We start from the raw sequence: 12372 nt of genomic DNA, 5'->3' as shown, positions 1-12372 counted from the left end.
CGCCTTTCTGCGCGCCCAGACCCGCATACCCGCACCGCACACCCGTCACGCAGGTCGACTTTGACCGGCTACTTGGCCTGGGCGTAGTTGTCTACGGTGGCCACCGTGAGCATGAAGTCGACCGGAAAGTCGCCGAAGAGCAGCCGCCCCGCCGTCTCGGCGGCCGTGACGATGATCTGAGCCACAGCGTCGGCCTGCTCCGCCGGCGTGTGCACGATCACTTCGTCGTGCAGAAAGAACACCAGATGCGGTTCGGCGTCGAAGGGCGGGCGGGCCCCCGGAGCCTGCGACGTCGACCGCTCGTCGAGAGAACCGGACTCGGGGGCTGTGCCGGGGGCGGCATCCGCTTCGGAGCGGGCCGCTACCGCGCGATCGCGAGGTGCAGGGCCTGGCAAGGCCGTGAGCTCGCGGCGGATCTCGGCCATCCAGCACAGGGCCCATTCAGCGGCACTGCCCTGCACGATAAAGTTGCGGGTGAAGCGTCCCCAGTCGCGGGCCTGACTGCGGGCGCGCCGCTCATCGCTCGCTGTTGCCGCCGGATCATAGGCTTGCGCCTGGGCTTCGTGCCAACCCGGTCCCGGGATCGGCGACGATCGCCCAAGTCTGGTCGTGACGACCTCACCACGTTCTCCCGCGCGGGCGGCCGACTCGGTCAGAGCGATCGCCCGGGGATAGGCGCGGGCGAGGCGGGGCATCAGTCGACCGCTTTCCCCGGTCGTGGCGCCGTACATGGCGCCGAGCATGGCGACCTTGGCGTGGTCTCGAGTTTCGACGACGCCGCTCGACACAATTCCGGCATACAGGTCGGTTCCGCGCCCGGCCGTGGCCATGCTCGTGTCCTGTGCGAGCGCCGCGAGGATTCGCGGCTCGAGTTGGGCGGCATCGGCGACGACGAGTTTCCAGCCGTCGTCGGCGACCACGGCACCGCGAATCTGTTTGGGCAACTGCAGCGCTCCCCCACCGCGGGTGGCCCAGCGACCGGTCACGACACCTCCGGGTACGTAGTCGGGGTGGAATCGGCCGTCGATGACCCAGGATTCCATCCAGGTCCAGCCGTTGGCGCTGAGCAGCCGAGCCAGTTTCTTATACTGCAGCAACGGTTCGATGACCGGATGCTCCAGCTTCTGCAGCTCCCACCCGCGCGTGGACGTGACGTTGAGGCCCACTCGCTGCAGCGCCTTGAACAAATCCTGCGGGGAGTCAGGGTTGAGGTCCGGATCATCCAGTTCGAAACGGATGCGCTGGGCCAGCAGCTCCAGACGCTCCGGCCGTACCCCGGGCGCGACCCGCGGCCCCAGTTCCCGGGTGAGGAGCACATCGTGCACGTCGGTGCGCCAGGGCAGTCCGGCATAACGCATCTCCGCGGCTACGAGGGCACCGGCGGATTCGGCCGCCAGCAGCAGCCGCAGTCGTCCCGGTTCGCCAGCGGATGCCACGGCGTCGAGCTGGCGTCGAAACTCGCGCGCTGCGCCGGAGTCATCGGCAGCGGCACCACCGGAGCCGTCAGCGTCAAATTCATCGGCCGCGTCACCGTCGACGTCGAGGTCGAACAGCGTCGCCCGAGGTTCCGCCTCGTCGATCGGTCCCAAGCTCGCCACATCCCAGCGACCTGGTGCGGCCAGCGCGAGTGGGCTCGTCATCGTGAGGGCGGAATTCTTCAGGATCACGTGGCAGAGGCGGAGATCATGGCAACGGTCCACACGGATCCCGGCCGCGAGCAGAACGGGATAGATTCGGGCGGTGTCTTCCCAGACCCAGCGGGGCGCAGCGGCGTTTTGCCCCGCTGGCACGCGCGTTGTCGGCTCGCGGGACTTCACGAACGAGTGAAACTCGCTCATGGTGAGTCGGCGGGCAGTCTCGAGCGGGAAGCCGGCATCGTCCAGCGGGTCGACGAGCACGTCGCCCCCGCTCGCTTGCCGCACCAGAACATACACTCGTCTATTCTGCCCGGTGCCGGAGCACCCGTACCCCTCGGCTTCGCGGTGCCGACAGGTACGGGGTCTGCGAGACGACGCCTGATTGAGGACGTTATCCAGCGATCTTGTCGCCGTTGGGAGCGACAACCCACCAAACGCCGCCAACACCCTCGCCGGTGGTGTCACCGGCAGCAGCGTCGCCCGCCCAGTAGTAGAGCGGAAGCCCATTGAGGGTGACTTGCTTGGTGCCGTCGGTGCGGGTGATGACACCGACCGTGCCGGTCACACCGTCAACGGTGGGGGTGTCGGATTCGGCGATGACGGCTGGCCATTTGACGAGGCATTCGCCCTCGCAGGTACTCTTGCCGGAGTCGGCGACGTCCTTGTCGAACACATACAGGGTCATCCCGGCGGTATCGACGACGATCGTGCCGAGCGAACTGTCCGCGGTGGCCAGAGCCGGCTTGTCGGCGGCGTCACTCGTCGCACTGGATGAACTTGATGTGTCGGCAGCCGGTGCCGTCGTTCCCTGCGAGCATGCGGTCAGCGCAAGAACGCTGAGCGCAACCGCCCCGACGACGGGCCCGACCTTGAGCCAAATTCTGCTGTTCATGATTGCTTCCTTCTCTCGGTGCACGCTTTTCGAATTGGTGCGTGATGAAGTGTTGCTATTCGATGAGTGGTACCGGTGCTGTGGTGCGAGGCAGAGGGGTCCTTGGAGCTACCACGAGTTACCACGGGGAATGGTTCAGTGGCCAGAAGGATTTGTCCGACGACCTTTGCCCGCGGCAATGTCGTTAGCTTTGCGGCGTGCGGCGTATGGAAGTCGTGAGGATCGTCCCGTCCCGTTCCCGGCGGGTGTCTACTTTCTCCGGTGCAGCACACAACCCGCGCCGCCACGTCTATCTCTCGCCGCCGCAGAAGGAGCTTTCATGCTCGACCTTGTCTATCTCCTGGGCGTCTGTGCCCTGTTCGCCCTCGTCGCGTTTGTCGCCTGGGGGGTCGAGAAACTGTGATCGTGTTCTCGGTCATTGCCGCCGGTCTGACCGTGGCCGCCATCGTCTACCTGCTCGTTGCCCTAATAAAGCCGGAGTCGTTCTAATGGATAACTGGTTGGTTGCCCTGCAGGCGGCAACCGTGGCTCTGGTTCTCGCCCTCATCTATCGCCCGCTCGGTGACTACATAGCGCTCATCTACACCAGCCGGCGGAACCTGCGCATCGAGCGCGGCTTCTACCGACTGATCGGTGTCGATCCGCGCTCCGAACAGACCTGGCAATCCTATCTGCGCAGTGCGCTGGCGATCTCCTTCGTCGGAGTACTGCTGCTCTACGGCCTCCAGCGGCTGCAGGCCGTATTGCCCTACGCCCTCGGCTTTCCGGCTATCCCGGAAGGGCTCTCGTTCAATACCGCCATCTCGTTTGTCACCAACGCCAACTGGCAGTCCTACTCCCCCGACGTCACCATGGGGTATTCGGTGCAGCTTCTCGGCCTGGCCGTGCAGAACTTCGTTTCGGCCGCGGTCGGGCTGTGCGTGGCCATAGCCCTCGTGCGGGCGTTCGCTGCCGTACGGGCCGGCACGATCGGCAATTTCTGGGTGGACCTGACCCGCGGCATCCTGCGCCTGCTGTTGCCGTTGTCCATTGTGGCCGCGATCGTGCTCATCGCTGCCGGCATGATTCAGAACGTGAGCGGCTTCACAACCATCACGACCCTGAGCGGCGCGACCCAGTCGCTGCCCGGTGGGCCGGTCGCTTCACAGGAGGCGATGCGATCGCGCCGCTAGCCGAGGCCGACCGGGTGCGGAGCGCCCTGCTCGCTGCCGTCGGACATGACCTGCGTCGCCCGTTCGCGTCGGCCACCGCGGCCGTGAGCGGGCTGCGCGCCACCGACGTTGCGCTGAGCGCCGACGACCGCGCCGAGTTGCTCGCGACCGCCGACGAAAGTCTGGAATCGCTCTCGGCGCTCATCACGAACCTGCTCGATGTGAGCCGACTGCAGGCCGGCGCGCTGGCCGTGCGGCGGGGCCCGGTCGATGTGGCCGTCGTGGTTCTTCCGGCCCTCGACGAGCTCGAACTCGGTCCCGAGCAGGTCGACCTGGACCTCGGCCCCCAGCTCAGCATGGTTCTAGCCGACGCGGGGCTGTTGCAGCGGGCCATCGTGAACGTCGTGGCCAACGGCATCCGCTTTGCTCCCGCCGGAACGCGCGTGCGGATCTCGGCCAGCGAGTTCGCCGGTCAGGTGGAAATTCGAGTGACCGACCACGGACCGGGAATTCCCGCCGGGCGGCGAGCGGATGTCTTCGTACCGTTCCAGAGACTGGGCGACACCGACAACCTGACCGGTCTCGGTCTCGGCCTGGCCATCGCCAGGGGGTTCGTCGAGGGCAGGGGCGGCACGCTCGACGCCGATGACACGCCCGGTGGCGGAGTCACCATGGTGATCGCCCTGACGGCTATTCCGGACGGCCCGGCCGGGGAGGAACCCAAATGAAGATTCTCATCGCCGACGACGATCCGCAAATTCTGCGCGCTCTGCGCATCACGCTCGGCGCGCGCGGCTACGAGATCATCACGGCCGGCGATGGCGCCGACGCGCTCAATGCCGTCATCGAACAGCACCCCGACCTGGTCATGCTCGACCTCGGAATGCCGCGCCTCGACGGTCTGGCCGTGATCGAGGCGGTGCGGGGGTGGAGTCAGGTGCCGATTCTCGTGGTCTCCGGCCGCACCGGGGCCGCCGACAAGGTCGACGCCCTCGACCTCGGCGCCGACGATTACGTTACGAAACCGTTCTCCATCGAGGAACTGCTCGCCCGAATCCGCGCTCTCACCCGGCGCGTGCCGTCGGTCGGCGACGAACCGGTGGTGCAGTTCGGCGCCGTCACCGTCGATCTCGCCGCCAAGCGGGTGACCGGTGCGGCATCGGAGGTCATTCGACTCGCCCAAACCGAGTGGCGCATTCTAGAAGTTCTGCTGCGCAACCCCGGCAAGCTGGTCACTCGCGAGCTCCTGCTGAGCGAGGTGTGGGGGCCCCACCACACCAACGACTCCGGCTATCTGCGGCTCTGCGTTGCGCAGCTGCGCAAGAAACTCGAGGCGGTGCCGGCGGGGAAGCCGACTCCGGCAGCGATCTCGGGAGTAACCACGATCGGGTCACCGGCCGGGAGTACGGCGGCCGTGCTCACCGTTCCGTCGTAACCGACCTTGAGAACGGCGTGAGCACCGGCATCCGCTACATACACGCCGTCATCCAAAGGAAGGCTGGCGTAGGGGTGGGTATCGACGATTCCGGCATAGGTGGCTGGGCCGGTAGGTGCCGCTGGATCGAACTGGTCGAGGCAGGACTGCCGCAGGTCGACGAACCCATAGGTGTTGACCTCGGCCGGGTTCGCCGTGCTCTCATAGGCGAAGAGATCGGCCAACGGTGCGGCCACACCGCCCGCCGGCATCGAGTACAGCGCCGATGCGGTGCGTGTTGGTCGAGTAGTAAACGGTGCCGTTACGCACGGAGACGGCCCCGAGTTCATCGCCGGGGTTGGCACTCGCAACGTCGTGCCGTCGGGACTGACCTTGGTGAGCACCCCCAGTGCGTTCTGCGAGACATAGGCTGTGCCGCCCGCCCCGACGCCCAGACTGAGCGGCAGAAACAGGCCGCTCGCCAACACTGTGGGTCCACCAAGTGTGGGAATCTTCGTCGGCGGACGTGTGCGGATCCAGGTGACTTCTCCGTTCACCGGGCTGGGTCAGACGGTGCGCGGCGCCTTCGCCAGGTTGGCCTCGAGCTCTGCGATGTTCTGACGCACGCCATAGGCGGGGCGGTCACGCTCGACGCGCCAGCTTTCGGCGAGGGGGCCGATATTGACGGTGTCGAAGCCGAATTCGTCGTAGAGCTTGGTAACGAAGGCAGAGGCATCCGCAAAGTCAGAGGACGTGGCCAGCGCGCGCCGCTCGGAGTCCCCGGTCGGGAAGGAATCCGCGGTGATGTCGGCGGCCGTGATGTGGTTAAATCCCTTGGCCACGCGAGACGTTGGCAGGTGCTTCTGCAACATGCCCGTCACGGTCGCCTGGCCATTGTCGAGGGCGTCGATGTGTCCATCGCGTTCGAAATAGTAGTTATTGGTGTCGATGACGATCTTGCCGGACAGGGGTTCGACGGGCACGTTCGCGTAGGCCTTCAGCGGCACGGTGACGACCGCCACGTCGGCGGCCTCGGCGGCCTGCGCTGCGGACCCAGCGCTCGCTTTCGGACCCAGTTCCGCCACGAGGTCTGCCAGGGTTTCCGGTCCTCGGGAATTGCTGATTACGACGTCATAGCCACTCTCAATCGCCTTTCGCGCGACCTGGCTGCCAATGTTTCCTGCACCGATGATTCCAATAGTTGTCATACTGGCGACAACGATAGCGACCCCAAAAATGTTCCCGCCGTGCGGCCGCGCGGAGAGGCGGGGTCGGCGCTGAGAAGGGAACGGTACGCAACGGATGCCTCGATTCACCACGAATTTATTGCAAAACGGCAACAACATCGGCATCGTGATCCCGGACGCGGTCGTCGCAGAACTCGGCGGCAAACGCGTTCCCGTGTTGATCACGCTCAACGGCACGTACAGCTATCGCAACACGACCGCTGTCATGGGCGGGCTCAATCTCGTGGGACTGAGTGCTGAACACCGGGCTGCCTCTGGACTCGGCGGCGGAGACGCCGTGGAGGTCACTATTGTGCGTGACGACGAGCCGCGGGAGGTCGAGGTACCGCCGCCGCTCGCACTGGCGCTCGCGGAGGATTCCGACGCTACTGCCGCCTGGAACAGGCTGTCCTACAGCCGCCGCAAAGAATATGCTCGGGCCATCGCGGATGCGAAGGGTGACGACACCCGCGCGCGTCGCGTCGGGAAGACGATCGCCGACCTTCGTGGGGTGTCCTGAGCCCTCTGACGATCGGTTCCTGGGCGATCAGGTAACCTTTCTGTCGATGCTGGCCGTCTGCCGACTCGCGCGCGGCGTCAAGCTTGATGCCTGACCTGCGCGGGACGGCGCAGATCTGGGCGCGCGTGAAGTCGCGCTAGCCAACGGCTTTCTTGAGCAATGCCACCAGCCGATCCTGATCGGCGTTGGTCAGTTTGGTGACGGCGTAGGAGGTCGGCCAGAAATCGCCGTCGTCAAGGTGCGCGTCTGGCTGAAAGCCGATGGTGGCGTAGCGCACCTTGAACTTCGCGGCGCTCTGAAAGAACACCACCACCTTGCCATCGCCATCGGCGTAGGCCGGCATGCCGTACCAGGTCTTCCCGGCCAGATTCGTGTGGCTCGTAACCAGCGTGTGCAGGGTCTCGGCCAACTCCTTGTCTGTGCCGGTCAAGTCGGCGATTGCAGCGAGGCAGGCTGCCGCCAGGTCGGCACCGGCCTTGGCGGCCTTCTCCTCGGCCACAGCCGCCCGCATGGCTGCCTTTTCCTCTTTGCTGAAGGTGGTGCTCATGGTTTGTTCCTTTCCAGGGGCCGATCTACGCCATTTAGTGTAGGCGGCGTCTCGGACATCCGTTTTATGCGGTTGAGTGAAGAAACACGAGCGTGCGGTGCAGCGACAGCGCGGCGGCCTCCGCGTCATACGACGGCAACGAGCTGTCGGCGAAATAGTGCTGGTCTCCGGGGTAGAGAAATAGTTCCGCCGCGTCCGTCGACTCGACGAGCGCACGGGCAGCATCGATGTCACCCTCGCCAACGAAGATCGGGTCGGCGTCCATGCCGTGCACTTGTACCGGAACGTCATCCGGCCAGGCTGCGCTGAATTCGGATACTGGAACGCAGGAATAGTACAGCAGCGCCCCGCGTGCGCCCGAGCGCGTCTGCGCCAGCTTCTGGGCGGGGAGCACCCCGAGGGAGAATCCCGCATAGATCAGGTCTCCGGGTAGGCCCGCGACCGTCTGTGCGCCGCGGTCAATCAGGTCGCCGAAGCCGACCTGCTCGGCGTAGCCAACGCCCTCGTCTATGGTTTCAAAGGTACGGCCATCGAACAGGTCGGGTGTGTGAACGACATGCCCGGCCCTGCGCAGTTCGTCGGCAAAGAGGGATGTTTCCGTGTCGAGCGGTGCTCGAGGACGCATCCGCGCATTCAGCCGGGCTCCAGCCCCATGAGATGGTGCAGCTCGGCCGTGAGGCCTTCTGCTCTGCCCGCCCCCGAGCCAACGGAGCTTCGGCCGCCGACTCGACTTCTGACCCCGCAAGCAGATCGGGTGACCGCCACTTGGCGGCGGCGAGCGGTGCCGAGCGTGAGCATCCGCTCGCCTGAATCCACCATGACGACTCTCGCTCACCTCCCCACGGTAATCTGGACCTCACCGCCATTGCATCGTGCGAGCGCGATGCCCCACCCGAGGAGTACCACATGTCTGTCGGCCTGCTTGCTGTCGTCGATGACATACTCACGGCCGCCCTCAAGGCGAGCGCGAAGACCGCGGGCGTCGTCATCGACGATGCGGCCGTCACGCCGCAGTATGTGCAGGGGCTCTCGCCGGCACGCGAACTCCATGTTGTCTGGCGCATCGCGCTGGGCAGCCTGTTCAACAAGTTCGTCATCATCATCCCGCTCGCGCTTCTCCTGTCCGCGTTCGCACCGTGGGTGTTGCCGTTTCTGCTGATCTTCGGCGGGACCTATCTATGCTTCGAAGGTGCGGAGAAAGTCACCGAATGGTTCGGCACCCATCACGTCGCCGACGAGACGGAATCCCGCGATGAGGGCAAGCTCATTTTCGGCGCAATCCGCACCGACCTCATCCTCAGCACCGAGATCATGCTGATCGCGCTGGCCAGCCTCGACCCCGACTTCGGCATCTGGATGACCCTCGGCGCCCTGGTGGTCATCGGTCTCGGCATGACCGCGCTCGTCTACGGTGCCGTCGCACTATTGGTCAAGATCGACGACATTGGCCTGGCTTTGATGGAGAACCCCGCCCGCCAGGTGCGACGTACCGGCGCACGCATCGTGGCATCGATGCCCACCGTGTTCCGTGTGATCGGCATCATTGGAACGGTCGCCATGCTCTGGGTCGGCGGCCACTTGGTCATCGCAAACCTCGCAGAGACGTTCTGGCACGGCCCCTACGACCTGCTCCATGTCGTCACGCACTCGGTCGAATCCGCCGGCCCGGCTGTCGTCTGGCTCACCGACACTGGCTTGTCGGCCGTGTTCGGCCTGACTCTCGGGCTCATCATCGCCGGGATCACTTTCGCACTGTCGGGTCTCCTAAAACGCAGTAAACCTCCCGTTACGACCAAGGAAGTCTCCACCCCGAATATCTAGCCTTCATCCGTACAGCACGCCACGTAGCGCCTGGACGGCAGTGCCGAGCTACCAAGGGGCAGGCGGCCGAGCGATAGGGTGAAGTAAACGATGCGGGGACGAGTGAACAATCTGGCGCTCCAGTTACGAGCGGCCGCGGAAAGAAACGATGCCCTGCGAGCGGATCTCGACCAGGAATTTGCCACCCTGATCGGTACCAACCGGGACGCACACGACGTGATGGACGCGCTGTGGTGGGCCGCGCATCCGTTACAGCCGACACCCGCCGGCGAGATCGACCCGGCAGTGCACCTGGTGGAGCTGCAGTCCAGTGTTTTCTCCCGCGCAGCAATGCCCGAGCCGACGCTCGAACGCACGGAGGCTGGATCGACCGTGCGTGCGACAGCCAGCGAGCACCGACTGCGGCAGCTCACCGTGCACCTCGCTGCGCGCGCGGATGCCGTCGCCCAGTTGCTGGAACGGTTCGGTACCGATCTGACTGATGCGGGTGCCACCACGATGGCGGTCACCAAGGATCTCGCGTCCGGTGTCGCCGCTCCCCCACCCGCCGACAGATCCACGAACGCGGTCACCGATGACCGGCCGCTGGCCGGCCGAGTGCGTTGGCGTTCAATCTTGCTGGCCGCAGGGGTGGCCGCTGGCGTCTTGGGCACGCTCGGTGCCCAGGCGCTGCAGCAGGGCATCATGGCCACGTTCGAGAACGGCTCTTCGGCCACTGCCGGCCCCAGCTCAGCTGAGAACACACCCGGCGTGCTGCCGAACGAAGCGGCGGTCGGCGCCATTGCCGGGCTTTTCGACCAACCGGTCGACCCCTCGGCCGGTGAATTGGCCGACCTCGGACCGTCTTACAGCATGGTGCGACCCTCCGGACTCACGCCTCGAGGCTCCTACGGAATTTACCTGGCCCGGCTCGGTTCCGGCCCGTACTGCCTCGTGGTGCAACAGGTCGACCTCACCGCGACGAGTATCTGCGCGGCTGCCAGCGAGATTGCCGAGAACGGCCTGCGCCTCAACGCCGTGGTTTTGGGTACCCTCGACCCCGAGGCGACCGGGCCACGCGTGCTTCTCGATCTGACGGCAACATGGTTGGCCGACGGCATGGTCATGTCTAGTACCTCGCCGCACGTGCCAACAGTGTCCGCCTACGTCGCACCGTAGTCAAGCTGCCCGCTGGCTGGCTATCGCGGTAAACCGGTACGCCGCGTCTGCGTCAGCGCATCCGCTCCGCCAAAGCCACAATGATTCCCTCCGGGCCTCGCACGTACGCCAAGCGCCAGACACCCTCATACTCGCCGATGCCGCCGACCAGACTGTACCCTTCCGTGGCCAGCCGGTCGACCAGCGCTTGAAGATTCTCGACTTCGAACGACAGGCTGCGGAGCCCGAGCTCGTTGGCCATGGCGTCGGGCGATCCCGGTACGGGATGCGGTCGAACAAAACTGGAAAACTCTACCGCCGTCCCCACTCAGGCGTCTTCAGCATGACCATTTCTGAACGTGAGTTGGGAATCGCGGTGACGATGTATATAAAGTTGCCCTCCACGAAGGTGCGGCCCTCGATCTCGAGGCCCAGTCCAACAAAGAACGCCGTCATCTGGTCGAGATCCTGAACGGTCACACCAACATGATCGAACCGCTTGATTCGCGGCATGGGCAGCCTCCAGATGTTCTTTCTGCACAGACGAAGGGAGCCTACAGCGGAATCATGACGCACAGAAGTCCGGGCGGGCGTGAACACGGTCATCCCCGGGAGGCGCGATACCCTCGGAATGGTCCAGCGCAACGTCGAGGGGCTTGATCGGATACAACGAACGGAGCTCTGTGGTTGACGCGGGCAGGCGAAGCAAGCGGATCGTCGGAGTAGCACGTCACGGGCGGCTGACACGCTCGAATCCATATGCTGCCGCCCTCAGACTGGTGGCGACCGTGCTGGCCGTTGTCGTAGCGAGCACGTCAGCGGTGGTTACGGTGGCGGTGTGGAGCTTCAGCAAGACGGTCGACGACAACGCGATCGACATCACCACGGGTGACACGGCCGCGCCCGTGCCACAGCTCGAAAGCTACGAAAACGGTTTCAACATTCTGCTGGTCGGCATCGACAACGATGCAACGCAAAGCGCGGCGTACGGTGAACGTGACGGCACTCTCAACGATGTGAACATTCTCGTGCACGTGTCTGCCGACCACAGCAACGCGGTCGTTGTGAGCATCCCCCGCGATCTCATCGTGGCGCACCCCGCCTGCACGGATGCCGCGAGCGGCACCGAGTTTTCGGCGATGGCCGCACGGCCCGTCAACGAGGCGATGTCTCGTGGCGGACTCCCCTGCGTGGTCAAAACAGTGTCCGAGTTGACCGGGCTGACCATCCCCTACGCCGGGATGATCTCGTTCGACGGGGTCGTGCAGATGAGCGACGCCGTCGGCGGCGTTCCCATCTGCCTGAATGCAGCCATCAACGACCCCGCTGCGGGACTGGACCTGCCCTCGGGCACCAGCATCGTCGCCGGAGACACCGCGCTCGCGTTCCTGCGCAGCCGCAAGGGCGTCGGCGACCGCAGCGATCTGGCACGAATCTCCTCGCAGCAAATCTACATGGCCTCACTCATGCGCACCGTGCAGGGCAACGGAACCCTGACCAGCATCCCCACCCTGGTCAGACTAGCCAATGCTGCAGCCACCAACATTCAGTTGTCGACCTCGTTGGCCGACATCGACACGATGGTATCGATGGCCCTGGCGCTTAAGGACATCGATCTGGACCGACTGCTGTTCGTGCAATATCCCGGCACCACCGAGGATCCCGATTTTCCGGGCAAGGTCGTTCCGGTGGAATCCGTGGCCGCTGAGATGTTCACCAAACTCGCAGCCGATCAGCCCTTCACTCTCCCGGGAACGACCTCCACTCCGGAACCGACAACGGATTCCGCAGTGCCGGTCGAAACGTCAACGCCGGAACCGGGCGAAACCGCCGTCCCTGCACCAGTACCGACCGTTCAGCCGCTGGACGGTCTCACCGGCCAAACGGCGCAGGACGACTCGTGTGCCGAAGCGGCCATCAGGTGATGGCAGTCTGTCGATAGTCCGGAGCCGACACTGCGCGGCCACGCACACGTCTCGAGCCTTCCTGAAACCGAACCACGTCGCATCCGCAGAGAAATACAGCAC

13 protein-coding genes and 2 pseudogenes are annotated in these 12372 nt (G+C 65.1%); 8 read left to right on the top strand and 7 right to left on the bottom strand.

Features of this window, described 5'->3' with window-relative positions:
• Positions 1-68 precede the first annotated feature (68 nt).
• Entirely contained in the window at positions 69-1934 is a 1866-nt protein-coding gene (locus CXY78_RS16155) for a bifunctional 3'-5' exonuclease/DNA polymerase (RefSeq protein ID WP_233197523.1), read from the bottom strand.
• 94 nt (positions 1935-2028) lie between these two features.
• Positions 2029-2529: a hypothetical protein gene (locus CXY78_RS16150; protein WP_092342267.1), complete on the bottom strand. Its 501-nt coding sequence runs from the start codon at positions 2527-2529 to the stop codon at positions 2029-2031.
• 399 nt (positions 2530-2928) lie between these two features.
• On the opposite strand from CXY78_RS16150, the gene CXY78_RS16145 reads away from it, so the two are divergent.
• The 4 genes and pseudogenes from CXY78_RS16145 (at position 2929) to CXY78_RS16130 (ending at position 5115) form a co-directional block, all read left to right on the top strand.
• Positions 2929-3018 (top strand): potassium-transporting ATPase subunit F, encoded by a 90-nt coding sequence (locus CXY78_RS16145; protein WP_092342245.1) that lies wholly within the window; start codon positions 2929-2931, stop codon positions 3016-3018.
• Positions 3018-3689: pseudogene (locus tag CXY78_RS16140) on the top strand (potassium-transporting ATPase subunit KdpA); the annotation flags it as partial. The gene CXY78_RS16145 and the pseudogene CXY78_RS16140, both read left to right, overlap by 1 nt.
• Positions 3689-4408: pseudogene (locus CXY78_RS16135) on the top strand (sensor histidine kinase); the annotation flags it as partial. The pseudogenes CXY78_RS16140 and CXY78_RS16135, both read left to right, overlap by 1 nt.
• On the top strand, positions 4405-5115 hold the full coding sequence (locus CXY78_RS16130) for a response regulator transcription factor (RefSeq protein WP_104090243.1): 711 nt from the start codon (positions 4405-4407) through the stop codon (positions 5113-5115). The pseudogene CXY78_RS16135 and the gene CXY78_RS16130, both read left to right, overlap by 4 nt.
• Before the next feature lie 545 nt (positions 5116-5660).
• Here the strand turns inward: CXY78_RS16130 and CXY78_RS16125 are convergent.
• A complete protein-coding gene (locus tag CXY78_RS16125) occupies positions 5661-6302 on the bottom strand; it encodes an NADPH-dependent F420 reductase (protein WP_092342251.1) in 642 nt (213 codons plus the stop codon).
• Between the two features lie 94 nt (positions 6303-6396).
• Here CXY78_RS16125 and CXY78_RS16120 point away from each other — a divergent pair, with 94 nt between their 5' ends.
• Complete coding sequence (locus tag CXY78_RS16120; RefSeq protein WP_092342253.1) at positions 6397-6840, top strand: YdeI/OmpD-associated family protein; 444 nt, start codon at positions 6397-6399, stop codon at positions 6838-6840.
• A 136-nt stretch (positions 6841-6976) separates the two neighbouring features.
• Here CXY78_RS16120 and CXY78_RS16115 read toward each other — a convergent pair whose 3' ends face one another.
• On the bottom strand, positions 6977-7387 hold the full coding sequence (locus CXY78_RS16115) for a hypothetical protein (protein ID WP_092342255.1): 411 nt from the start codon (positions 7385-7387) through the stop codon (positions 6977-6979).
• A gap of 64 nt (positions 7388-7451) precedes the next feature.
• Positions 7452-8012, bottom strand: a complete 561-nt coding sequence (locus CXY78_RS16110) for a dienelactone hydrolase family protein (protein ID WP_199182629.1) — start codon at positions 8010-8012, stop codon at positions 7452-7454.
• Between the two features lie 281 nt (positions 8013-8293).
• Here CXY78_RS16110 and CXY78_RS16105 point away from each other — a divergent pair, with 281 nt between their 5' ends.
• Positions 8294-9208 carry a DUF808 domain-containing protein gene (locus CXY78_RS16105; RefSeq protein WP_092342257.1) on the top strand — a complete coding sequence of 305 codons (915 nt, stop codon included), beginning with the start codon at positions 8294-8296 and terminating at the stop codon, positions 9206-9208.
• A 102-nt stretch (positions 9209-9310) separates the two neighbouring features.
• Complete coding sequence (locus CXY78_RS16100) at positions 9311-10366, top strand: hypothetical protein (RefSeq protein ID WP_104090242.1); 1056 nt, start codon at positions 9311-9313, stop codon at positions 10364-10366.
• A gap of 52 nt (positions 10367-10418) precedes the next feature.
• Here the strand turns inward: CXY78_RS16100 and CXY78_RS22190 are convergent, their stop codons facing one another.
• The gene (locus CXY78_RS22190; protein WP_338061607.1) at positions 10419-10607 is read right to left on the bottom strand and encodes a hypothetical protein; all 189 of its coding nucleotides are present in this window, start codon (positions 10605-10607) and stop codon (positions 10419-10421) included.
• A 50-nt stretch (positions 10608-10657) separates the two neighbouring features.
• A complete protein-coding gene (locus CXY78_RS22185) occupies positions 10658-10858 on the bottom strand; it encodes a hypothetical protein (protein WP_369827331.1) in 201 nt (66 codons plus the stop codon).
• Between the two features lie 275 nt (positions 10859-11133).
• Here CXY78_RS22185 and CXY78_RS16090 point away from each other — a divergent pair, with 275 nt between their 5' ends.
• The gene (locus CXY78_RS16090; protein ID WP_233206217.1) at positions 11134-12270 is read left to right on the top strand and encodes an LCP family protein; all 1137 of its coding nucleotides are present in this window, start codon (positions 11134-11136) and stop codon (positions 12268-12270) included.
• Positions 12271-12372: the final 102 nt, after the last annotated feature.

This window comes from Cryobacterium sp. N19, assembly GCF_002929595.1.
Classification (GTDB): domain Bacteria; phylum Actinomycetota; class Actinomycetes; order Actinomycetales; family Microbacteriaceae; genus Cryobacterium; species Cryobacterium flavum.
This window is presented reverse-complemented; position numbering and strand designations above follow the sequence as displayed.

What these genes read in the sequence shown, in the direction of transcription:
- CXY78_RS16150 (WP_092342267.1), bottom strand. Translation starts at nt 2,529, where the DNA reads ATGAACAGCAGAATTTGGCTCAAGGTCGGGCCCGTCGTCGGGGCGGTT.
- CXY78_RS16130 (WP_104090243.1), top strand. Translation starts at nt 4,405, where the DNA reads ATGAAGATTCTCATCGCCGACGACGATCCGCAAATTCTGCGCGCTCTG.
- CXY78_RS16125 (WP_092342251.1), bottom strand. Translation starts at nt 6,302, where the DNA reads ATGACAACTATTGGAATCATCGGTGCAGGAAACATTGGCAGCCAGGTC.
- CXY78_RS16120 (WP_092342253.1), top strand. Translation starts at nt 6,397, where the DNA reads ATGCCTCGATTCACCACGAATTTATTGCAAAACGGCAACAACATCGGC.
- CXY78_RS16115 (WP_092342255.1), bottom strand. Translation starts at nt 7,387, where the DNA reads ATGAGCACCACCTTCAGCAAAGAGGAAAAGGCAGCCATGCGGGCGGCT.
- CXY78_RS16110 (WP_199182629.1), bottom strand. Translation starts at nt 8,012, where the DNA reads ATGCGTCCTCGAGCACCGCTCGACACGGAAACATCCCTCTTTGCCGAC.
- CXY78_RS16105 (WP_092342257.1), top strand. Translation starts at nt 8,294, where the DNA reads ATGTCTGTCGGCCTGCTTGCTGTCGTCGATGACATACTCACGGCCGCC.
- CXY78_RS22190 (WP_338061607.1), bottom strand. Translation starts at nt 10,607, where the DNA reads ATGGCCAACGAGCTCGGGCTCCGCAGCCTGTCGTTCGAAGTCGAGAAT.
- CXY78_RS22185 (WP_369827331.1), bottom strand. Translation starts at nt 10,858, where the DNA reads ATGCCGCGAATCAAGCGGTTCGATCATGTTGGTGTGACCGTTCAGGAT.